Source organism: Phreatobacter aquiterrae, assembly GCF_053471285.1.
In genome coordinates this window covers 1-21013 of record NZ_JBJPHW010000018.1, presented here as the reverse complement: position 1 = coordinate 21013, position 21013 = coordinate 1, and the positions used below count along the sequence as shown (strand labels likewise).

Annotated in this window: 19 protein-coding genes and 1 tRNA gene; 7 read left to right on the top strand and 13 right to left on the bottom strand. The window is 66.8% G+C overall.

Features of this window, described 5'->3' with window-relative positions:
- Position 1 precedes the first annotated feature (1 nt).
- The 4 genes from pheS to ACJ4V0_RS20315 form a co-directional block, all read right to left on the bottom strand.
- Complete coding sequence (gene pheS, locus ACJ4V0_RS20330; RefSeq protein WP_448301435.1) at positions 2-1084, bottom strand: phenylalanine--tRNA ligase subunit alpha; 1083 nt, start codon at positions 1082-1084, stop codon at positions 2-4.
- A gap of 135 nt (positions 1085-1219) precedes the next feature.
- Entirely contained in the window at positions 1220-1585 is a 366-nt protein-coding gene (rplT, locus tag ACJ4V0_RS20325) for a 50S ribosomal protein L20 (RefSeq protein WP_448301434.1), read from the bottom strand.
- 50 nt (positions 1586-1635) lie between these two features.
- On the bottom strand, positions 1636-1836 hold the full coding sequence (rpmI, locus tag ACJ4V0_RS20320; protein ID WP_444749551.1) for a 50S ribosomal protein L35: 201 nt from the start codon (positions 1834-1836) through the stop codon (positions 1636-1638).
- A 178-nt stretch (positions 1837-2014) separates the two neighbouring features.
- Positions 2015-2347, bottom strand: coding sequence for a hypothetical protein (locus tag ACJ4V0_RS20315; RefSeq protein WP_448301433.1), 333 nt, complete (start codon positions 2345-2347; stop codon positions 2015-2017).
- A 238-nt stretch (positions 2348-2585) separates the two neighbouring features.
- Between ACJ4V0_RS20315 and ACJ4V0_RS20310 the strand changes: the two genes are divergently transcribed.
- Positions 2586-2891 carry a DUF1330 domain-containing protein gene (locus ACJ4V0_RS20310; protein ID WP_448301432.1) on the top strand — a complete coding sequence of 102 codons (306 nt, stop codon included), beginning with the start codon at positions 2586-2588 and terminating at the stop codon, positions 2889-2891.
- Between the two features lie 20 nt (positions 2892-2911).
- On the opposite strand, the gene ccrA is transcribed toward ACJ4V0_RS20310, so the two are convergent.
- Positions 2912-4189: a crotonyl-CoA carboxylase/reductase gene (ccrA, locus tag ACJ4V0_RS20305; protein WP_448301431.1), complete on the bottom strand. Its 1278-nt coding sequence runs from the start codon at positions 4187-4189 to the stop codon at positions 2912-2914.
- A 322-nt stretch (positions 4190-4511) separates the two neighbouring features.
- On the opposite strand from ccrA, the gene ACJ4V0_RS20300 reads away from it, so the two are divergent.
- The 3 genes from ACJ4V0_RS20300 to ACJ4V0_RS20290 all read left to right on the top strand — a co-directional run bounded on the left by ACJ4V0_RS20300 (position 4512) and on the right by ACJ4V0_RS20290 (position 8579).
- Positions 4512-4766, top strand: a complete 255-nt coding sequence (locus tag ACJ4V0_RS20300; protein ID WP_448301430.1) for a GlsB/YeaQ/YmgE family stress response membrane protein — start codon at positions 4512-4514, stop codon at positions 4764-4766.
- A 115-nt stretch (positions 4767-4881) separates the two neighbouring features.
- A complete protein-coding gene (locus ACJ4V0_RS20295; RefSeq protein ID WP_448301429.1) occupies positions 4882-6858 on the top strand; it encodes a methylmalonyl-CoA mutase family protein in 1977 nt (658 codons plus the stop codon).
- A 104-nt stretch (positions 6859-6962) separates the two neighbouring features.
- A complete protein-coding gene (locus ACJ4V0_RS20290; RefSeq protein ID WP_448301428.1) occupies positions 6963-8579 on the top strand; it encodes an AMP-binding protein in 1617 nt (538 codons plus the stop codon).
- 4 nt (positions 8580-8583) lie between these two features.
- Here the strand turns inward: ACJ4V0_RS20290 and ACJ4V0_RS20285 are convergent, their stop codons facing one another.
- The 3 genes from ACJ4V0_RS20285 to ACJ4V0_RS20275 form a co-directional block, all read right to left on the bottom strand.
- Positions 8584-9732, bottom strand: a complete 1149-nt coding sequence (locus ACJ4V0_RS20285; protein ID WP_448301427.1) for a GNAT family N-acetyltransferase — start codon at positions 9730-9732, stop codon at positions 8584-8586.
- Positions 9729-11120: a lipopolysaccharide biosynthesis protein gene (locus ACJ4V0_RS20280; protein ID WP_448301465.1), complete on the bottom strand. Its 1392-nt coding sequence runs from the start codon at positions 11118-11120 to the stop codon at positions 9729-9731. The genes ACJ4V0_RS20285 and ACJ4V0_RS20280 overlap by 4 nt, the downstream gene beginning before the upstream one ends.
- A 185-nt stretch (positions 11121-11305) precedes the next feature.
- A complete protein-coding gene (locus ACJ4V0_RS20275; RefSeq protein ID WP_448301426.1) occupies positions 11306-12235 on the bottom strand; it encodes a peptidylprolyl isomerase in 930 nt (309 codons plus the stop codon).
- A gap of 375 nt (positions 12236-12610) precedes the next feature.
- Between ACJ4V0_RS20275 and secA the strand changes: the two genes are divergently transcribed.
- Both secA and ACJ4V0_RS20265 read left to right on the top strand, forming a co-directional pair.
- Positions 12611-15400 (top strand): preprotein translocase subunit SecA, encoded by a 2790-nt coding sequence (gene secA, locus ACJ4V0_RS20270; protein ID WP_448301425.1) that lies wholly within the window; start codon positions 12611-12613, stop codon positions 15398-15400.
- A 102-nt stretch (positions 15401-15502) separates the two neighbouring features.
- Positions 15503-16291 (top strand): sterol desaturase family protein, encoded by a 789-nt coding sequence (locus tag ACJ4V0_RS20265; protein WP_448301424.1) that lies wholly within the window; start codon positions 15503-15505, stop codon positions 16289-16291.
- 7 nt (positions 16292-16298) lie between these two features.
- Here ACJ4V0_RS20265 and ACJ4V0_RS20260 read toward each other — a convergent pair whose 3' ends face one another.
- A complete protein-coding gene (locus ACJ4V0_RS20260) occupies positions 16299-16652 on the bottom strand; it encodes a hypothetical protein (protein WP_448301423.1) in 354 nt (117 codons plus the stop codon).
- Between the two features lie 204 nt (positions 16653-16856).
- Here ACJ4V0_RS20260 and ACJ4V0_RS20255 point away from each other — a divergent pair.
- Positions 16857-16932, top strand: a tRNA-Ala gene (locus tag ACJ4V0_RS20255).
- Positions 16933-17230: 298 nt separating this feature from the next.
- On the opposite strand, the gene ACJ4V0_RS20250 is transcribed toward ACJ4V0_RS20255, so the two are convergent.
- From ACJ4V0_RS20250 to ACJ4V0_RS20235, 4 genes are all read right to left on the bottom strand, one after another.
- On the bottom strand, positions 17231-18871 hold the full coding sequence (locus ACJ4V0_RS20250) for a recombinase family protein (protein WP_448301422.1): 1641 nt from the start codon (positions 18869-18871) through the stop codon (positions 17231-17233).
- Positions 18864-19433 carry a DUF2924 domain-containing protein gene (locus ACJ4V0_RS20245; protein ID WP_448301421.1) on the bottom strand — a complete coding sequence of 190 codons (570 nt, stop codon included), beginning with the start codon at positions 19431-19433 and terminating at the stop codon, positions 18864-18866. Before ACJ4V0_RS20245 ends, ACJ4V0_RS20250 begins: the two co-directional genes overlap by 8 nt.
- A 5-nt stretch (positions 19434-19438) precedes the next feature.
- On the bottom strand, positions 19439-20113 hold the full coding sequence (locus tag ACJ4V0_RS20240; RefSeq protein WP_448301420.1) for a DUF3489 domain-containing protein: 675 nt from the start codon (positions 20111-20113) through the stop codon (positions 19439-19441).
- 118 nt (positions 20114-20231) lie between these two features.
- Positions 20232-20564 carry a hypothetical protein gene (locus ACJ4V0_RS20235; protein WP_448301419.1) on the bottom strand — a complete coding sequence of 111 codons (333 nt, stop codon included), beginning with the start codon at positions 20562-20564 and terminating at the stop codon, positions 20232-20234.
- Positions 20565-21013 lie beyond the last annotated feature (449 nt).

Sequence of the window (21013 nt, the reverse complement as noted above, 5' to 3'; positions counted from 1 at the left end):
CTCAGCTCGACAGGCCGCCGGCCAGCGTCGGAAGGTCGAGCGGGCGGAAGCCGTAGTGCGACAGCCAGCGCACGTCCGCCTCGAAGAACTGCCTGAGGTCGTTGATGCCGTATTTCAGCATGGCGATGCGGTCGATTCCCATGCCCCAGGCGAAGCCCTGATAGATGTCCGGATCGAGGCCGCAATTGCGGATGACGTTCGGGTGGACCATGCCGCAGCCGAGGATCTCCAGCCAGTCCTCGCCCTCGCCGAAGCGGACCTCGCCGCCTTGGCGGTTGCACTGGATGTCGACCTCCATCGAGGGCTCGGTGAAGGGGAAGAACGACGGGCGGAAGCGCATCTTGACGCTGTCCACTTCGAAGAAGGCCTTGCAGAACTCCTCGAGGATCCATTTGAGGTGGCCGATATGGCTGCCCTTGTCGATGACGAGGCCCTCGACCTGATGGAACATCGGCGTGTGCGTCTGGTCGCTGTCGCAGCGGTAGGTGCGGCCCGGGCAGATGACGCGGATCGGCGGCTTCTTCGACAGCATGGTGCGCACCTGCACCGGCGAGGTGTGGGTGCGCAGCAGCAGGCGTTCGCCGTCCGCCTTCGGATTGAAGAAGAAGGTGTCGTGCATCTCGCGGGCCGGATGGCCCTCGGGGAAGTTCAGCCTGGTGAAGTTGTAGTCGTCGGTCTCGATGTCCGGACCTTCGGCGATGGCAAAGCCCATGTCGGCGAAGATGGCGGTGAGCTCATCCATCACCTGGCTGATCGGATGGATGCGGCCGGTTTCGGTCGGGCTCTCCCGGACGGGCAGCGTGACGTCGACGGTCTCGGCCGCAAGGCGGGCATCGAGAGCTGCGGCCTTCAGCACGTCGCGCCGGGAGGCGAGCGCCTCGCTGACGCGGTCCTTCACCTGATTGATGGCGGCGCCGGCCGTCTTGCGCTCCTCGGGAGCCATCTGGCCGAGGGTGGCGAGCAGGGCCGAGAGCGAGCCCTTCTTGCCCAGGGCGGCGACGCGCACGGCCTCCAGCGCCGCCTCGTCGGCGGCGGCGGCGATCTGCGCCGTCAGATCGGATTCGAGCGTTGCAAGATCGGTCATGTCGGGATCACGCGGGCTGAGGGCTGGGTTCGTGTGGCGGCTGGCGTCGGGCGGGTCAAGCGGCGAACAAAAAAGCCCGCGCCACCCTCGGGGAGGGTCGCGCGGGCCGAATTGTCAGACTTCAGAGGTGAGAAGTCAGGCGTTCGCCGGCAGCGATCCCTTGGCCTTTTCGACCAGGGCCGCAAAACCCTCCGGCGCCGTGATGGCGAGGTCGGAGAGGACCTTGCGGTCGACGGCAATGCCGGCGCCGATGAGGCCGGCGATGAAGCGCGAATAGGTCAGGCCGTGCTCGCGGACCGCGGCGTTGATGCGCTGGATCCACAGGGCGCGGAAGTTGCGCTTCTTGTTGCGACGGTCACGCGTCGCGTACTGCATCGACTTGTCGACGGCAGCCTTCGCGGCGCGGATGGTGTTCTTGCGGCGGCCCCGGAAGCCGGAGGCGGCCTTGAGGACTTTCTTGTGCTTGGCGTGGGACGTAACGCCCCTTTTGACGCGGGCCATGGCTGATCTCTCTTACAATTTCGCTGAGGGTGCTTCTCGAACCGGGCCGATCAGCCGTTCGGGAGGAAGTACCGCTTGACGTTGTAGGCATCGGTCTCAAACATCGCAGTGGTGCCGCGATGCTCGCGGATCTGCTTGTTGGACCGCTTGATCATGCCGTGGCGCTTGCCGGACTGGGCGTACATCACCTTGCCGGTTGCCGTGATCTTGAAGCGCTTTTTGGCGCCCGACTTCGTCTTCATCTTGGGCATTTGGCTCTCTTCATTCGTTGCGAGGCGCCCGCTGCCTCTCTTGTGGAGAAGCGGAGTTCCTCTGAAGGCTCGCGATTGAGCTTTCGGGATCGCCACGGCAGCCCTGATCAGCCGGTCGATCCGAAGAGCCGGGCCTATACAGGAGAAGAGCGTGCCCGGCAAGGGGCCGGTGTGAGGCTCAGCGACGAGCGCCGGCCCTCACCGGCGCCAGGGCCGGCGGCGGAGCGACGAAGCGGATGAGCCAGGCGCCGACGCGGGACGAGCCGCCGCCTCCTCCGCCGCTCTTCTCGTCGTGGGGCAGCAGCATGATGGCGGCGCCCATCTGGACGCTGGCGAAGGTCAGCCCGAGGAAGAAGGTCAGCACCGGGAAGGCGACCAGCGTGGACTCGCTCTTCGCCGCAAGCGTGCGCAGCCCGGCAATGTCGAACCACGCCATCGCCCCGACGAAACAGGCGGCGAGCGCGAATCCGATGAGCGCGTGACGGGCGAGGAACAGGACGTGAGCCGGCAAGGAAGCCTCCCCCGAGGCCAGTTGGAACGGGCGCGGAAACGCGCCGGAATGGGGAACGTCCTCAATATCGACCTGTGACTGCCGATCTGCAAGGTCAGCGGCGCGATGCAGGTCTGCATCGGTCTTGCCCGCGACCGAGACGCGCCGCGGCCTGTGCAAGTCCGTCCCTGCGCCGCGCCGGCTTGCGGCGGGGCCGCCGGCCACGGAAGATGCGCGCCTCAACGAAGGAGGAACGCGCATGCCCAAGGGTTACTGGATCGCCCGCGTCGATGTGAACGACACCGAGGCCTACAAGAACTATGTCGCCAAGAACGGCATCGCCTTCGCCAAGTTCGGCGGACGCTTCGTCGTGCGCGGCGGCAAGTTCGAGACGCTGGTCGGCTCGAGCCGCGCCCGCAACGTCGTCATCGAGTTTCCGAGCTACGAGCAGGCCGTCGCCTGCTGGCATTCGCCCGAGTATCAGGCAGCCAAGGCCGAGCAGAAGGGCGGCGCCGAGATGGATGCCATCGTCATCGAGGGCTATGACGGCCCGCAGCCGGGTTGAGCCGGAGGTGCCGGGCGGCCTCAGCCGCCCGTCGCCTCGATGACGTCGTCGAGCGTCCTCAGGCCCGGTCGCGGCGCGTTGACCAGCACCGCCATGTTGCCCGGCGCGTGCTTGTTGGCATGCATCAGCGCGTGGGCGGCCGGGATCTTGTCCCAGGGGAAAAGCTCGCTCATGCAGGGATCGACCCGCCGGTCGAGCACGAACTGGTTGGCGGCGGCGGCCTGCTTCAGGTGGGCGAAGTGCGAGCCCTGCACGCGCTTCTGGCGCATCCAGACGTAGCGCGCATCGAAGGTGATGTTGAAGCCCGAGGTGCCGGCGCAGAAGACGATCATGCCGCCGCGCTTGGCGACGAGGCAGGAGACCGGGAACGTCGCCTCGCCGGGATGCTCGAAGACGATGTCGACGTCCTTCTTGCCGGTGATGTCCCAGATCGCCTTGCCGAACTTGCGGGCTTCCTTGGTCCAGGCGTTGTACTCGTCCGAGTTCACCGTGGGCATCTGGCCCCAGCAGTTGAAATCCTTGCGGTTGATGACGCCCTTGGCACCGAGCTGCATGACGTAGTCGCGCTTGGTCTCGTCGGAGATGACGCCGATGGCATTGGCGCCGGCCGCCGCGACGAGCTGCACGGCAAAGACGCCGAGGCCACCGGAGGCGCCCCAGACCAGCACGTTGTCACCAGGCTTCAGCGTGTGCGGCGGATGGCCGAACAGCATCCGATAGGCGGTGGCCAGCGTCAGCGTGTAGCAGGCGGCCTCCTCCCACGGCAGGTGCTTGGGCTTCTCCATGAGCTGGCGCGACTGCACCCGGCAGAACTGGGCGAAGGCGCCGTCCGGCGTCTCGTAGCCCCAGATGCGCTGCGAGGGCGAGAACATCGGGTCGCCGCCGTTGCACTCCTCGTCGTCGCCATCGTCCTGGTTGCAGTGGACGATCACCTCGTCGCCGACCTTCCAGCGCTTCACCTTGGCGCCGACCGCCCAGACGATGCCCGAGGCATCGGACCCTGCGATGTGGAAGGGATGCTTGTGGCCGTCGAGCGGCGAGATCGGCTGACCGAGGCCGGCCCAGATGCCGTTGTAGTTCACGCCGCCGGCCATCACGTAGATCAGGACCTCGTCCTCGCCGAGCGTCCAGGTGGGCACGACCTCGACCTTGAACGACTGCTCCGGCGGGCCATGGCGATCCTTGCGGATGGCCCAGGCATACATGTTGGCCGGCACGTGGCCGAGCGGGGGCACCTCGCCGAACTCGTAGAGATCCTTGAGGGGGCGGGACTGGGGGGCGGGAGCAGCGGCTGCCATGGTGTCACCTCGGGGTCGTGAGCGCCTTCTTGGCCGGGCGCGTGGGCAGGGGAGTATGTGCAGTGCAACATGGTTGCGCAAGCGTGAATTCGGCCCCTCGCCGCCTCACCACGCCCCGACTTTCGGACGATCTCGCCCCTATCGCCCGGCATCTGGTGTGGCTATCGTCACGGCTGTCGCTGCGGGAAATATTGGCGCCGGTTTGGAACCAAGTCGCGCGGCGTGCGTTAGAGATCATTGGTCAGGCCTTGCGGGCTGCCCGGACGATGCGTTGTGCCACGCGGCAGGTCCCTGCCCGTCCGCACCCGAAGAGGACTACATCATGGCTATCGAAAGTCTGCTCATACTCATCCTTGTCGGCGCCATCGCCGGCTGGCTCGCCGGGATCATCGTCAAGGGCTTCGGCTTCGGGCTGGTCGGCAATATCGTCGTCGGCATTCTCGGCGCGCTGATCGCCACCTGGCTGTTCCCGCGCCTCGGGGTTTCGATTGGCAGCGGTCTGGCAGCCTCCATCGTCAGCGCCACGATCGGTGCGGTCATCCTGCTCGTGATCGTCGGGGTGGTCCGAAGGGCCTGAGACAGCGAAATCCCGGTCATCCGCCGGATGGCCGGGCCGCTACGGCTTTCGCTGCATTGCAATAAATCGCCTCCCGGCACAGAATGTCGGGCAATAACCCGCTCGGGAGGCGACCTTGCGCACCAAAGACACGCGCGACAAACCCTGGTTGATCCGCACCTATGCGGGCCATTCGACCGCCGCGAAATCGAACGCCCTCTATCGCGCCAACCTCGCCAAGGGCCAGACCGGCCTCTCCGTCGCCTTCGACCTGCCCACCCAGACCGGCTATGATGCGGACCATGTCCTTGCCCGCGGCGAGGTCGGCAAGGTCGGCGTACCCGTCGCCCATCTCGGCGACATGCGCACCCTCTTCGACGGCATCCCGCTCGCGGAGATGAACACGTCGATGACGATCAACGCATGCGCCGCCTGGCTGCTGGCGCTCTATGTCGCGGTGGCCGACGAGACCGGCGCGCCCCGGACGACGCTCTCCGGCACCACGCAGAACGACATCCTGAAGGAGTATCTCTCCCGCGGCACCTACGTGTTCCCGCCGGAACCGTCCCTGCGCCTGACGAAGGATACGATCCTGTTCACGACGGCCGAGATGCCGAAGTGGAACCCGATGAACGTCTGCTCCTACCACCTGCAGGAAGCCGGCGCGACGCCGGTACAGGAACTCGCCTTCGCGCTCGCTAATGCCATCGCCATCCTCGACACGGTGAAGGCCTCCGGCGAGGTGCCGGAAGGCGGCTTCGGCGAGGTGGTCGGCCACATCTCCTTCTTTGTGAACGCCGGCATGCGGTTCGTCACCGAGATGTGCAAGATGCGCGCCTTCGTCGATCTCTGGGAGGAGATAGTCGAGACCCGCTACGGGGTCACCGACCCCAAGCACAAGCTGTTCCGCTATGGCGTGCAGGTGAACTCGCTCGGCCTCACCGAGCAGCAGCCCGAGAACAACGTCTACCGCATCCTCATCGAGGCCCTGGCGGTGACGATCTCGAAGAAGGCGCGCTGCCGTGCGCTCCAGCTTCCCGCCTGGAACGAGGCGCTTGGCCTGCCACGCGCCTGGGACCAGCAATGGTCGCTGCGCCTGCAGCAGATTCTTGCCTACGAGACCGATCTCCTTGAGTTCGGCGACCTCTTCGACGGCAATCCCGTGGTGGCGGCCAAGGTTGAGGCGCTGAAAGCCGAGGCAACGGCCGAGATGAAGCTCATCGAGGAGATGGGCGGGGCCATCGCCGCCGTGCCCTACATGAAATCCAAGCTCGTCGAGAGCAATTCCAGGCGCCTCGAGGCGATCGAGAGCGGCGACATGACGGTGGTCGGCGTCAACCGCTTCACCGAAACCGAACCCTCCCCCCTCACCACCGGCGAAGGCTCGATCATGGTGGTCGATCCCGCCGTCGAGGCCGACCAGGTCGCCAATCTCCGCGCCTGGCGCGAGGCCCGCGACGCCAAGGCCGTGGCGAAGGCACTCGCCGATCTGCGCGCCGCCGCCCAGGAAGGCCGCAACGTCATGGAGCCGTCCATCGCCGCCGCCAAGGCCGGCGTCACCACCGGCGAATGGGGTCAGGTCCTGCGCGAGGTCTTCGGCGAATACCGGGCACCGACCGGCGTCGGCCGCGCCGCACGCGCCGAGGCCGGCGATCTCGCCCCCATCCGCGACGAGGTGGAGAAGGTCTCGCGGGCGCTCGGCCGCCGCATCAAGTTCCTCGTCGGCAAGCCGGGCCTCGACGGCCACTCCAACGGCGCCGAGCAGATCGCCGTGCGGGCACGCGACTGCGGCATGGAGGTGGTCTATGAGGGCATCCGCCTCACCCCGGCCGAGATCGTCAACGCAGCGCTCGAGGAGGGCGTCCACGTCGTCGGCCTGTCGATCCTCTCGGGCAGCCACATCCCGCTGGTCACCGAGGTGATGGAGCGCATGAGGGCCGAGGGTCTCGACGACGTGCCGGTCATCGTCGGCGGCATCATCCCCCCCGAGGACGAGGCCGTGCTGCGGCAGGCGGGCGTCGCGGCGGTCTATACGCCGAAGGACTTCCAGCTCAACGCCATCATGGCCGACATCGTGCGCATCGTCGGGGCGGGCGCGAAACGGGCGGCGTGAGGCGCGTGACCCCCTGTAACGCGGCGCCCGGATGACGCGCCGCGCCATCTGTGCGAGGGTCCGCCCTCCCCGCCAAGCCCCCGCCCGAGACCCGAAGCCCGTGCATGCTGCCTGATACCCGCGACTATGCCGCCCTCGTTCGCGATTTCCGCTGGCGGATCCCTGCCCGCTACAACATCGGCGTCGATGTCTGCACACGCTGGGCCGAGGCCGATCCGGACCGCGTCGCCATCATCTGGCAGCGGCCGGACGGGCAGGTCGAGCCCGTCACCTTCGGCCAGTTGGAGGCGGACTCGAACCGACTCGCCAATGTCCTGACGGCCCGAGGTGTCCGCCGCGGCGACCGGGTCGCCATCATCCTCGCGCAAGGTCCGGCGGCGGCGATCGCCCACATCGCCATCTACAAGATGGGCGCTGTCGCCGTGCCTCTGGCGGCGCTCTTCGGGCCCGACGCCCTCGCCTTCCGCCTCGCCAATTCCGGGGCGCGGGCACTCCTCACCCACGCGGAGGGCGTCGCCAAGCTCGGGCAGATCCGCGACGGCCTCGGCGAACTCGCCGTCGTCCTGTCCATCGACGGACGCGCCGACGGGGTCGACAGCCTGCAGGAGGCGATGGCCCAGGCCTCCCCCCGCTTCGCGGCCGCGGACACCTCGCCCGACGACCCCGCGATGATGATCTACACCTCGGGGACCACCGGTCCGCCGAAGGGCGCGCTGCACGGCCACCGCGTGCTGCTCGGCCATCTGCCGGGCATCCGGATGCCGCATGAGTTCTTGCCTCAAGCTGGCGACCGCATGTGGACCCCGGCCGACTGGGCCTGGGCCGGCGGCCTTCTCAACGCCCTGCTGCCTGCCCTGCGCTATGGCGTGCCGGTGGTGGCGCGGAAGTTCGAGAAGTTCGATCCCGACGAGGCCTATGCGCTGATGGCGACCCTGGAGATCCGGAACGCCTTCGTGCCGCCCACCGCCCTGCGCATGCTGCGCGCCGTCGATGATCCCCGTTCCCGCTACGACCTGAAGCTCCGCACCCTCGCCTCGGCCGGCGAAACGCTCGGCGCCGAGACCTTCGCCTGGGGCCACGATGTGCTCGGCCTGACGATCAACGAGGCCTATGGCCAGACCGAATGCAACCTCGTCATCGGCTCCTGCGCCGCCATCGGGGTGTCGCGGGCCGGCGCCATCGGCAAACCGGTGCCGGGCCACACCGTCGGCATCATTCGCGCCGACGGCTCGCTCTGCGACCCCGGCGAACAGGGCCAGATCGCCGTGAAGCGCCCGGACCCCGTCATGTTCCTCGCATACTGGGGGCGGCCGGAGGCGACGCGCGACAAGTTCATCGGCGACTGGATGACCACCGGCGACCAGGGCATCCGCGACGAGGACGGCTACATCCACTTCTTCGGCCGCGACGATGACGTCATCACCTCGGCCGGCTACCGCATCGGTCCCGGCGAGATCGAGGACACGCTGATCAAGCACCCGGCCGTGTCGCTGGCCGCCGCCGTCGGCAAGCCCGACCCGCTGCGCACCGAAATCGTCAAGGCCTTCGTCGTGCTGAAGACCGGCGTGGAACCGTCCACGGACCTGGCGGACCACATCCGCGACTTCGTGAAGACGCGCATGTCAGCGCATTCCTACCCGCGCGAGGTGGAGTTCATCGACGAACTGCCGATGACGACGACGGGCAAGATCATCCGCCGACTGCTGCGCGACAGGCCCTGACGCCTCAGCGTTTCAGGAGGCGCTTGGCGAGGGCCTTGCCTTCGGCGAGACCGCTCTGGACGGCCAGCGCCGCCCGGTAGCGCCAGCCCGGTGCTCCCTCCGCGACGGCGATGAACCGGCTCGTCACGGTCATCCGCTCCGGCCAGATGCGGTCGATCATCGGATGGCCGGCGATGGCGCAGGAATCGACAAGTGTCACGCCCGGAACGGCGATCGCCTCCGCCCCGATCGCGTGCGACAGCAGGACGCCGGGAGAAAAGCGCGACAGGGCCTCGTCATAGGCCGTCTTCCAGTACCAGGCGCGCGATTTGGACATCAGGACCACACCGGCAGCGATCGGACGACCATCGAGCAGGAGGCTGTCGATCCGCGCCTGACCGCTGCGCAGGAGAGAGCCGATCCCCTCTTCGACGAGCCGTCGCGTCTGCGGCCGGGCGGACAGCGCCGTGCCCCTGCGGCCCTTCCAGCCCTCGGCCTCGAGGGCGAGGAAGGCGGCGACGGCGGCGTCGGGATCATGGCCTTCCGCCGTCGAGACGAGGCGGACCTCGCCCTGCTCGCCGAGGCGGCGGGACAGACGGCGGTGTTCCTTCGACAGGGCGGGCGGCGCCTCCGTCAGCACGGCGCGGCCATGCGCATCGAGGACGTCGACCCGGCGGCGAGCGGTGGCGGTGACGAGTGCGGCGGCAAGCTCGCCCGTGTCCAGCATGGGCCAGTCGAGGGCGGCCACACCCTGCCCTTCCAGGAAGCCGAACAGCGCCGCGACGACGGCCGCGTCCTCGCCGGGGCGGACGAGAGGCGCGCCATAGGGCGCATAGGCATGGGTCCAGACGGAGAAGACCGCTCCGCCCATCGCCATCCGGCCCGCGACAAAGCCGATCCAATCGCCATCACGGGTGATGACGAGGGCGCCGAGACCGGCTTTCGCGTCCACGGCCCGGGCGGCAAGCGCAAAAGCCGACGACAGGAAGGCGTTGGGCGAGGACATCTGGGAGAAGCGCGACCAGTGCGCTTCGAGTTCGGGCCAGTCGCCGGCGGGCACCCAGCGGACCTCGACGGCGCCGAGCCCGGACGGCGCGATCGACGGCTGGATCGGCGGCGAGGCCACCAGTCCCCCGCTCCCGGCGCGGTCCTTTGCCAGCGTCCCCATGGTCATGCCGCCACCGTCCGGCCCCAGAAGGCCATGGAGAGACCGAGCCTCGCCGTGGTGATCCACAGAAGCAGAGCCGATTCGAGGGTCAGCGCCACCGCCGTGGCGATCGCGGCACCCATCATGCCGTAGCGCGGGATCAGGAGCAGGCAGAGACCGACTGCGACGGCGAAGGCGATGCCGTAGATGAGCGCGCAGGCCACCTGGTGGCCCGACATCGTCAGGAGCCGCTCGACAGGCCCGACCGCCGCGCGGGCGAGAAGCCCGACCGACACCACGAACATGGCGGGATAGCCGGCGACGAAGTCCGGGCCGAACATCATCAGGAACGGCTTGCCCAGGGCCAGGATGACGATGGTCGCCGCAAGCGAGGGGAAGAAGGTCCAGCGGATGGAAGCGCGCAGGAAATCCGCCAGCTTCTGCCGGTCGCCGGCGGCATGGTACTCGCTGAACCGGTGCGCGGCAGCGGCGGCGACCGCGAAATAGATGAAGGCGACCAGCGCCAGCGTCTTCACAGCCGCCCAGTACACCGCGACCTCCTCCGGCCCGCGCAGATATTTGAGCAGAATGACGTCCGCATAGGTCAGGGCGAGGTAGAAGGTCTCGACGAGAAAGATCGGCAGGCTGGTCCTGAGCCAGGTCAACGGCTCCGACCGCCGGGGACCTGCCGGCACCTCGGCAGCGAGGCGCCGGTTCAGCAACCAGAACTGGATGACCGCGGCGAACCAGGTGGCGACCACCGCGCAGGTCATGGCCGTCACGGCGTTGCTGGCGAAGCCGAGAAGGTGCCCCCCGCCCATGCAGGCCAGCAGGATCAGCGGGCGGATCAGATAGGGGGGGCCGAGCGCGAGGTCGGTCCAGTTGTAGGAGCGGGCGATCCCGTCCTGGATGTCGGTCAGCACGAACATCGGCAGACACAGGGCCGCCAACGCCAGCGGCATCACCATCGGGCCGCTCAGATGGGCGCCGAAGACCCAGAGGGCGAGGAGCCCGAGGGCCGCAACGCCGGTGGCGATGACGACGCCGAGGCGGCGCGCTCCCGCGATGAAGCCCCTGAGGCCGTCATGGTCCCGCCGCTCGGCATAGTTGGGAACGAAACGTTGCGCGGCGGAGGCGAGGCCGGCATTGGCGAAATGGCCGATCAGCAGCACCCAGACCCAGACGGACACATATGTGCCGAACTCCGAACCGCCCATCCAGCGCGCCATGAGCACCTGGCTGACATAGGCGATGCCGGCGCTGAAGACGCGGATGAGGAAGGCGGCCCCGGCCATGCGCTGGGCGACGGACTGATCGGAACCGTCGGAGCGAAAAGCGCGCAGGCGCGCAAGAATCCCCGCGGGGGACAGCAGCGTTTTCGCGCCGCGCCCCATCTGCGCTTCCTCCGAACCCATCACCGACAAGAGACACGTCCCTCGTGACGCATCGGCCCGAACATCCGGCCGTTGATGGACAACGCATACGGTCGCGGCACTTAAGAAACGGTTCGATCCCGAGAAATAACCAGAAACAGTCTGGAGAAATCAAAAGGCCGGCCGTGATCGCGGCCGGCCTGTCGAGGATGTTCGGGAGAGCCCGATCAGGGGCGCGGCGTCGCCGGGGCGGGTGCGCCGGGCATGCCGGGAATCTGCGGCCGGGCCGGCGGCTCGACGAAGCGCTGCACCTGCGCCTCCGAACGCAGGCGCTGGACGAGATCGGCCTGCACGCGACGGGTGAGGAAGTCCTCGATCTGGCCGCGGACCTGCTCGAAACTCGGGATCTGGCGCTGGCGGCGCTCCTCGACCTTGATGATGTGCCAGCCGAACTGCGACTTGACCGGCGCCTCGGACAACTGCCCCGCCTGCATGGCGAAGGCCGCCTCGGCGAATTCCGGCACCATCTGGCCCTTTGTGAAGAAGCCGAGGTCGCCGCCGTTGCGGGCGCCGCCCGGATCCTTCGATTTCTCCTTGGCGAGCGCCTCGAAATCGCTGCCGCCGCGGATCTGGGCGATCAGCGCCTTGGCCTCGTCCTCGGTCTCCACCAGGATGTGGCGGGCGCGCACTTCTTCCTCGGGCGTGATGCGGGCGCGCTGCTCGTCGTAGATCTTGCGCATCTCCTCTTCGGTGACGCGGGCGCGTGTCTCGGCGTTGAGCAGCGTCTCGACCAGCAACTTGTTGCGGTAGTAGGTCAGCTTGCGGGCGAAATCCGGACCGCTCTGGACGTTGCGCTGTTCGGCCGCCTTGGCGGCCAGCGTCAGGTCGATGACGAAGCTGAGGAGATATTCCCGCTTCTGCTCGGGGGACATCTGGGCCGTCGCCTGGCCGCCGATATCCTCTTCGGCGGCATCGAGGTCGGCCTGGCGGATCTCGACGCCCTGCACCCGGGCCAGGATGCCGTCGGCGGGGGTCGGCAGCGCCTGCGGGGTCGCCTGCGGCGCCGGTGCGGGTGTCGCGGGCGGCGTCTGGGCGGCGAGCGGCCCGGCCAGAGCCGCAGTCAGGGCGGCCAGGGGAAGGAGCAGGCGGACGGTCATGGCGGGGTCGAGCCTTTTGTCACGGGAAGGCGTGCTTGACGGGCACGTATGGCGCTTTGAAGGTCGGCGGCGGGAAGCCACCCGCCGGCGAGTACGCGCCGCACGCCTGACAGGTTCCGCCGATGGCCGCAGGAATGCCCGTTTCGCGTCGAATTGACAACCCTCGGTACCGTCCATATCTGTCGCGGGTTGCCGGCCACACGCGGATTTGTGGCGGTCCGGCGATCATCCCACCGGGAATCGAGGATGGGGCGCACGGGGCGCCTCACCCCCCGCCCAGTGGGGCGGGTCTCCGGCGTGAACCATTGGAACGGACGGCGCGACCAACCGTTCTGATGTCCTCCCCGACGTCTCGCCCCAAGTGAAGGAACGCACATGTTCGGCGCGCTCGCCCGCAGGTTTTTCGGCAACGGCAACGACCGTCGCATCAAGGGCTACCGCCCCCGCGTCGAGGCGATCAACGCCCTGGAGCCGGAACTGGAGAAGCTCTCCGACGAGGCGCTGCGCGCCCGCACCGATGAGTTCAGGGCCCAGTACGCCGCCGGCAAGAGCCTCGACGACCTGCTCATTCCCGCCTTCGCAACCGTGCGCGAGGCGGCCAAGCGCGTCCTCGGCCAGCGTCACTACGACGTCCAGCTCATCGGCGGCATCGTGCTGCACGAGGGCGCCATCGCCGAGATGAAGACCGGCGAGGGCAAGACCCTCGTGGCGACTCTCGCCGTCTATCTCAACGCGCTCGCCGGCAAGGGCGTGCACGTCGTCACCGTCAACGACTACCTCGCCAAGCGCGACGCCGAGTGGATGGGCCGCGTCTACGGCTTCCTCGGCATGACCACCGGCACGATCGTCCACGGCATGGACGACCAGCAGCGCCACGACGCCTACGCCTGCGACATCACCTACGGCACCAACAACGAGTACGGCTTCGACTACCTGCGCGACAACATGAAGTACACGGTGGAGGAGATGGTCCAGCGCGGCCACTTCTACGCCATCGTCGACGAGGTCGACTCCATCCTGATCGACGAGGCGCGCACGCCGCTGATCATTTCCGGCCCGCTCGACGACCGCTCCGACTTCTACGCCACCATCGACCGCTTCATCCCGGTTCTCGCCAAGGAGGACTACGAGGTCGACGAGAAGCAGCGCACCGCGTCGCTGACCGAGAGCGGCAACGAGAAGATGGAGCAGGCGCTCGTCGAGGCCGGCTACGTCAAGGGCGACCTCTACGACGTCGAGAACGTCTCCACCGTCCACCACGTCAATCAGGCGCTCAAGGCGCACAAGCTCTTCCAGCGCGACAAGGACTATATCGTCCGCAACGGCGAGGTCGTGATCATCGACGAGTTCACCGGCCGCATGATGCCGGGACGGCGCTATTCGGAAGGCCTTCACCAGGCTCTGGAGGCCAAGGAGCGCGTCCAGGTCCAGCCGGAGAACCAGACGCTCGCCTCGATCACCTTCCAGAACTATTTCCGCATGTACAAGAAACTCGCGGGCATGACCGGCACGGCGCTGACCGAGGCCGACGAGTTCATGGACATCTACAAGCTGCAGGTGGTGGAGATCCCCACCAACCGCGGCATCGCCCGCATCGACGAGGACGACGAGGTCTACAAGACCGTCCAGGACAAATACCAGGCGATCATCACCGAGGTGGAGGCGGCCCGCGCCAAGGGGCAGCCGGTGCTCGTCGGCACCACCTCGATCGAGAAGTCCGAGACCCTCGCCGAGATGCTGAAGAGCCACGGCTTCAAGCAGGTCGACCTCGAGGACCCGCAGGCCTTCGCGCCACTCTACGACGGCGACCAGGGCACCGCGGCGGAGAAGGTCTTCGCCGTGCTGAACGCCCGCTATCACGAGCAGGAGGCCTTCATCGTCTCCCAGGCCGGCGTTCCCGCCGCCATCACCATCGCCACCAACATGGCCGGCCGCGGCACCGACATCCAGCTCGGCGGCAATGCCGACATGCGCATCTCGGCCGAGCTTGCGAGCATGGAGGACGGGCCGGAGAAGCAGGCGAAGGCCGAGGCCATCCGCGTGCAGGTGGCCGAACTCAAGCAGCGCGCGCTCAACGCCGGCGGCCTCTACATCATGGGCACCGAGCGCCACGAGAGCCGACGCATCGACAACCAGCTGCGCGGTCGCGCCGGTCGCCAGGGCGACCCCGGCCGCTCCAAGTTCTACCTGTCGCTGCAGGACGACCTGATGCGCATCTTCGGGTCGGACCGCATGGAGGGCATGCTCACCAAGCTCGGGCTGAAGGAGGGCGAGGCCATCGTCCATCCCTGGATCAACCGGGCGCTGGAGAAGGCCCAGCAGAAGGTGGAGGCGCGCAACTTCGATCTGCGCAAGAACGTCCTCAAGTATGACGACGTCGCCAACGACCAGCGCAAGGTCATCTTCGAGCAGCGCATCGAACTGATGAGCCAGGAGGATCTCTCCGACATGACGCAGGACATGCGCCATGGCGTGATCGAGGCCCTGGTCCAGACCTACATCCCGCCGGACGCCTATGCCGAGCAGTGGAACACCGCCACGCTCAAGGACGAGATCTACCGCGTCCTCAACCTCGACCTGCCGATCCCGGACTGGGCCAAGGAAGAGGGCATCGCCGACGAGGAGGTGATCGAGCGCATCACCCGGGCGGCGGACGAGATGATGGCGTCAAAGGCCGCCCGCTTCGGCCCGGACATCATGCGCCAGATCGAGAAGGCGGTGGTCATGCAGGTGCTCGACCACCTGTGGCGCGAGCACATCGTGCAGCTCGACCACCTGCGTCAGGTCGTCGGCCTGCGCGGCTATGCCCAGCGCGACCCGCTCAACGAGTTCAAGTCGGAGGCCTTCCAGCTCTTCGAGGGGCTGATGGCGAAACTCCGCGAGATGACGACGCAGCAACTCGCCCTCGTCGAGCTGCAGGAGCCGCCGCCCATGCCGGACCTGCCGCCGATGACCGCCCACCACATCGACCCGACGACGGGCATGGACGAGTTCGCCCAGATGGGCGCTGCCTCCGGCGGTTCGTTCCAGGCCCTGGCGGCGGGCGACGCCACGGCGGCGCGCAATCCGAACGATCCCTCCACCTGGGGCAAGGTCGGCCGCAACGACCCCTGCCCCTGCGGCTCGGGTAAGAAGTTCAAGCACTGCCACGGGCAGTATGTGTAGGCGCAAGGCCTCAAGCCGTCGTCCCCCCGGCGGCCGGTCGTCCCTGACGGCGTCAGCACGATGCGAGGCTGGCGACACCGGGCGACGCCACGGGGGTGAGGGATGTATAGCTGGACAGCCTTCCTGATCGACGCGTCGTGGGTCGGCGCCTTCGTCATGGTCGCCGTAATGTCAGGACTGGAGGGGATCTTCCCCCGCTTGCAGAAGCCCGCCATCGCCCGCCCACCGAACATCCTGTTCGGCATCACGACACTGGTCGCATTGCTCTTCGGCTCTTTCGCGATCTCCGAGCCGATCACCAGGATCGCCTATCAGGTCCAGATCGTCAGCGTTTCGGACCTTCCGCTGTCAGCGGTCTGGACCATCGCGCTGGGCGTCGTGCTGATCGACCTGTTGGCCTATGCCAGCCATTACCTCAGCCATAAGGTGCCGCTGCTGTGGCGCCTGCACCAGGTTCATCATGCCGAGACCTTCGTCACGGCCTCCACTGGCCTCCTGCATCATCCGCTGGAGTCCCTGTTCCTCTATGGATTCATCCTGGCGGGAGCCGTGTTTTTCGGCGTGCCGGTCGGCGCGCTGATGATCTATGCGGCGGTCAATGCGCTGCATTCGGTCTTTGCCCACAGCAACGTGCGGCTGCCGGGCGCGATTGGTCGGATTCTCGGCATGCTGATCGTCACGCCGGACATTCACCGCATCCATCATTCGGTGGACCCGGCCGAGGGCAACTCCAACTTCGGGCAGATCCTGTCCGTATGGGACCGCCTGTTCGGCACCTACAGGGCAAGGGCGGCGCGCGAGGGCGATGACTTCCGGATGGGGCTTGACGATATGAAGGAGGAGGACCTGGCTTTCGTCCCCCTCCTCAGGAAGCCCTTCGGCAGACGCTGACGCCGATCTAGCGGCGACAGTTCTGCGGCGGCATCACGTTGTCTGACGGCCGGATCGGCTGGCCGAAGCCCGGCCCGCCCAGCTTGAGGACGTCGCCCGTGCACCCGCTGCGCCGCACCAGATCATAGATGCCGAGGAATGCGGCGACGCCGATGATGCCGGCCGCCGCTCCGACAAGCACACCCGAAGTGGCCGGAGCGGGAACAGGTGGCGCAGCCGCATCGGCACGGCCGGCATGCAGGCCGACCATCGATGCCGACACGACCGCGACGCAGGCCAATCGCTTGAGGTGGGAGCCCATTTTCACGCCAATCTCCTCGCGTGCTCTCTGTTGAACGACGCGACGGCCGATCCCGTCCATGGGGATACCATCGCGGCGGATCGCACTCGGGGGCCATGCTCCACGCAAGAAATTGTTAACAAGCAGCGGGCGCCGATGGGAAGCTTTTTTTGAGGCGCGCGCGGCGTCGGGGACCCTTCGGTAGGGTTGTTCCCGATGGCCCGGAGAATGGCCGCCGTGCTTGACAATCAAGAGCCCGGCAACCTACAAGGCCGGCTCGCGGGCGGGGCTGTAGCTCAGATGGGAGAGCGCTGCAATCGCACTGCAGAGGTCGGGGGTTCGAATCCCCCTAGCTCCACCAGCCCGCACTGCGCAAGCCCGGTCCATTGACCGGGCTTTTATTTTGTCTCGAGACCTCCGCGACTTAGCCATAAATGCAGCACGTCGAGCCTCTGCGGAGAGGCTCTCCGGCGGGCGGCGCCGGCCTGCGGTATGCACCATTCTCCGCGCGCCAATGGCAGTTTCCGAAATTGCAATGCGCCAGTTGCACGAGACGGTTTCGATCAGCCTTGCAGACCGGTTCGACGCATACCCGTGCTGACGGTCAAACGCCGCCGGCGTTAGACCGCGCCGCGTATCCCGATGTAGCTGAATAGGGATCAGGGAGCCGCCAGGCCGATCAGCCCGTGCTGGTCGCTCCAGTTCATCGGCAGGTCACGTGCGAGATCCGAAGCCGTGATCCCAGCCGGCCAACGATCCTGCAGCGCCGCCTCGATGAGTCGGGGCGAGAGGAAGGCAAGGTTCAGCATCAACCGCACGCCGCGAACCGATAAGCCATCGCGCTGCGCGATGGTTTCCAGGTCTGCCACCCGCCCACTCAACAACTCGTCCATCCAGTTGCGCGAGCGAGTGATCGTTGTGAGAAGCCGTTGTTGGTCCTTCTGGCGCGACGAAGATGCGCCGAGATCGTGCGTCGCAGCATCCACGATCGTCCTTGCAGGTCGACTGGATGTCGGGCGCCAAGGAACCGAGATCGTCTCGACCTGCATGTTGCCCGAAGCGGTGTGCGGCTCCTGAAGGCGGTCGGTCTTGAGCGCCAGGACCAAGTGGTCCGAGTGCACTTCAACACGTTCGATGGCGGACCTGACGGACAGGCGTCGCTCGCTTACGTCTATTGGGTTGGCGGATATCCGGGGCACACAGGCATCCATCACCGCTTCGTCGATCGCAGGCATCGACACACGGCTAGTAGAGCCGGCCTCGCTTGGTCGATGGTCGAGCAGGGCGCGGGAGACGTAGTAGGTGTAGCGAACGCCATCCTTGCGCGAGTGGCTCGGCGACATCCTGTTGCCTTTGGAATCGAACAACAGGCCACCCAGCAGAGAGCCGCCGTTCGTCGCTTGCTCGTGCTTTGCCACGCGCCGCGCATCCAATCGGCGCTGCACCTCGTCGAAGATCGGGCCGTCGAGGATCGCCGAATGCTCACCGTCGTGATGGACGCCGCGATGGACGAGGTCACCGACATAGACTCGGTTCCGCAAGATCGCCTGGAGAGGTCCGATGCCGAACGGAATGCCGCCCACCACCACGCCACTGGTGAGAGAACGAACGCGCGTTCGCATTCCCAGATGGTCGAGTTCCTTCTTGAGCGCTCCGATTGATCCAAGCTTCAGGTACAGATTGAAGATCGTCCTGACCTGTTCGGCTTCAGCTTCGTCGATGACCAGTTTGCGGCTCTCGACGCGGTAGCCGAACGGAAGGTTACCTCCCATCCAGAGGCCCTTGCGCTTGGATGCCGCGATCTTGTCGCGGATCCGTTCGGCGGTGACCTCGCGCTCGAACTGCGCGAAGGATAGCAGGACGTTGAGGGTGAGCCGTCCCATCGACGAGGTCGTGTTGAAGGCCTGCGTCACCGACACGAAGGAGATGCCCCTGGCATCGAAGCGCTCGACGATCTTGGCGAAGTCGGCGAGCGAGCGGGTCAGCCGATCGACCTTGTAGACGACGACGATGTCGATGCGTCCGGCGTCGACATCAGCCATCAGTGCCGCCAAGCCAGGCCGCTCCATCGAGCCGCCGGAGTAGCCGCCATCGTCGTAATGGGCGGGAATGAGCGACCAGCCCTCATGGCGCTGCGAAGCGATGTAGGCCTCGCAGGCCTCACGCTGGGCATGCAGCGAGTTGAAGTCCTGTTCCAGGCCCTCCTCGCTGGACTTGCGCGTATAGACGGCACAGCGCTTTGCACCCGCGCCCTGCGCCTTCCCAACGCCTGATCGTTCGGTCGATCGAGCGCTACGCATGGACATCGCTCCCTGAAGACTGGCGTTCGGTCGCACCGACAGCAGCGGACGGCGTCGGTCCTGTGCTCGGCGGCTTTGGCTTCTTCGGAGGGGGCTTTGCTCCGAAGAACACCCAGCCGTTCCACGTCGTGCCCGTGATCGCCTTGGCGACGGTCGAGAGCGACGTGTAGGTCGCACCATGCCAGAGGAACCCCTCGGGGATCACGATCACCTCGTGCATGACGCCCCGCCACTCCCGGATAAACCGCGAGCCCGGCATCAGCCGCCGCGGCGCTGCGGAAGATCGGCTCTCGGTCACCGGAACCGCCTTCGATGCCTTGCCTTCCCGCGCAATGGCCTGCAGGCGCTTCGTCGCGGTCAGCGACAATCCACCGAAAGCCTTCCCCTGGATGGAATAGGCGAGCGCCCGGACGAGCAGTTCGCCCCTGAGACCGGGAGCGGCAGGCTTGCCGGTCACCTCCCGCCAGCGCAGTCGAAGGGCTGAAGCATCGAGATCGCGTAGGCGCGCGATCTCGTCTGCGATCTGATCAACGCTGCGTCGATCGGGCTTGCCGGAACCCATGGGAATCACGCTGCCTTCGCAACGATCCGGATGGCCGCGATCCGGTAGCGGCTCTCCTTGCCGTCCGCTCCCTTCTCCCGCTCAACCATGAAGCCACGCTTGCGCAGCCCAGTCAGCGCCGCTCGCGTCGTATGAGCGAGCCAGCCGGTCGTGGTCATCAGCTCGCTTATGGCAGCACCTTCCGCTCGCTCGAGCAGCGCGATCACCTGAGCGAGCTTGGTGCCCTCCCGCGGCGTCGCGGATCGCACGGTGCTGGATGAGGTTCCGGCAGACGGTGCGTTGTCAGCATCGGCAGCGACCAGGCTATCGCCTTCCCGTGCACCATCGTTGGCAGAAGGCCTATCGCAATCGTCCTGCGATGCGGCGCGCGGCTCGGCAGGTTCAGCGGTCAGCGCATCGGCAACATCCGGCGCCTCAATGCCGAGCGCGGCGAAGCCGGCAGCGGTAATCACCAGCGCCCGGGCCCGCTCAACATCGCGGCGAATGATCGGCATTCCAGCGTCGGCTTCAATCTCCCCGGCAACGCCTTTGGCGATCAGGCTGCCGGTGAACTTCGGGACAGCGCCGCCCTTCAGATGCGCGGGCGGGACGATGCACCGATCTGCGCGCTGGCTCGCTGCCGAGAGTGCGACGTGCTGGGCATCGGTCAGCTTGATGGCGGAGGTGGAGTTCGTGGTCATGGTGGTGGCCCTCTTGAGGCTGGTTCGCCAGCCCTTTGCCGGCACCACCACGACCCCGCGAGGCGACAGGCCTCAGCGGGGCGATCTCAATCAGGCATTCGTTTGCGGCAGCGATCGATTAGTCGCGATCGGCCAGCTCCTTCATCCGTCCGTCCAGCAGTGTCCCGGCGTTCAGGAGATGCTGCACCTCGTAGAGCTTCGGCTCGACATCGAGCACACCCTCGTTGGCAGCCTTCAACCGTCCGCCATCGGCGAAACTCTTGGCGTGTTTGAGGATCAGCGCGCATTCCTCGATCTCGGCGCGCGCGACGCGGATCGCCACCGACAAGGCTGGCACCAGTTCGCCGCGCGAGCGCTGGGAAGCCCTGGTAACACGATCGAGCTTCGGCTCGACGCCAGCCGACCCCGCCGCATCCGCGCGCTCGTTCCGATCCTTCCGCTTCGCTGCCATCGTCGTCCTGCCTGACCCGCGCGCCTTAGCGCCGGTGACACACACGCTCTCTTCGCGCCAGCAGTCCAGTCGAATGCGCGGTGATCGAAGAAGATTTCCGTCGCCAGCGACCAACGGCTGCTTCGCGCCTCTATTCCTGACGTTCAGCGCCATGCCAAAAGCGGACGCTTGCGCATGCGCGTCACCGGGAACCGCAGCATCCTCAAGAGCATCTATTGGACGAGATTTCGCACCGGACTTTCGCAGTGGCTAAACCACTGATTTCATTGCTTCGTCGGAGCGCACAAAGAGTTCTAAGTTATGCAAAACATATGATGCAACTGGTGACCTGAGACCCTTTTCTCCTCCAGCCTGAGGGAGAGTCCTGAGTTTCGTTTCTGGCCTTAGGCGGCCCGTTTTTCCAGCGTGGATTTCATTGCGAACTCGGCCGGCGGCATGTTGCCGAGCGC

Coding starts and splice junctions, on each gene's coding strand:
- ACJ4V0_RS20285 (WP_448301427.1), bottom strand. CDS start 9,732: ATGACCATGGGGACGCTGGCAAAGGACCGCGCCGGGAGCGGGGGACTG.
- ACJ4V0_RS20300 (WP_448301430.1), top strand. CDS start 4,512: ATGGCTATCGAAAGTCTGCTCATACTCATCCTTGTCGGCGCCATCGCC.
- ACJ4V0_RS20240 (WP_448301420.1), bottom strand. CDS start 20,113: ATGACCACGAACTCCACCTCCGCCATCAAGCTGACCGATGCCCAGCAC.
- ACJ4V0_RS20265 (WP_448301424.1), top strand. CDS start 15,503: ATGTATAGCTGGACAGCCTTCCTGATCGACGCGTCGTGGGTCGGCGCC.
- ACJ4V0_RS20290 (WP_448301428.1), top strand. CDS start 6,963: ATGCTGCCTGATACCCGCGACTATGCCGCCCTCGTTCGCGATTTCCGC.
- ACJ4V0_RS20310 (WP_448301432.1), top strand. CDS start 2,586: ATGCCCAAGGGTTACTGGATCGCCCGCGTCGATGTGAACGACACCGAG.
- ACJ4V0_RS20280 (WP_448301465.1), bottom strand. CDS start 11,120: ATGGGTTCGGAGGAAGCGCAGATGGGGCGCGGCGCGAAAACGCTGCTG.
- ACJ4V0_RS20235 (WP_448301419.1), bottom strand. CDS start 20,564: ATGGCAGCGAAGCGGAAGGATCGGAACGAGCGCGCGGATGCGGCGGGG.
- rplT (WP_448301434.1), bottom strand. CDS start 1,585: ATGGCCCGCGTCAAAAGGGGCGTTACGTCCCACGCCAAGCACAAGAAA.
- secA (WP_448301425.1), top strand. CDS start 12,611: ATGTTCGGCGCGCTCGCCCGCAGGTTTTTCGGCAACGGCAACGACCGT.
- ACJ4V0_RS20275 (WP_448301426.1), bottom strand. CDS start 12,235: ATGACCGTCCGCCTGCTCCTTCCCCTGGCCGCCCTGACTGCGGCTCTG.
- pheS (WP_448301435.1), bottom strand. CDS start 1,084: ATGACCGATCTTGCAACGCTCGAATCCGATCTGACGGCGCAGATCGCC.
- ACJ4V0_RS20250 (WP_448301422.1), bottom strand. CDS start 18,871: ATGCGTAGCGCTCGATCGACCGAACGATCAGGCGTTGGGAAGGCGCAG.
- ACJ4V0_RS20245 (WP_448301421.1), bottom strand. CDS start 19,433: ATGGGTTCCGGCAAGCCCGATCGACGCAGCGTTGATCAGATCGCAGAC.
- ACJ4V0_RS20260 (WP_448301423.1), bottom strand. CDS start 16,652: ATGGACGGGATCGGCCGTCGCGTCGTTCAACAGAGAGCACGCGAGGAG.
- rpmI (WP_444749551.1), bottom strand. CDS start 1,836: ATGCCCAAGATGAAGACGAAGTCGGGCGCCAAAAAGCGCTTCAAGATC.
- ccrA (WP_448301431.1), bottom strand. CDS start 4,189: ATGGCAGCCGCTGCTCCCGCCCCCCAGTCCCGCCCCCTCAAGGATCTC.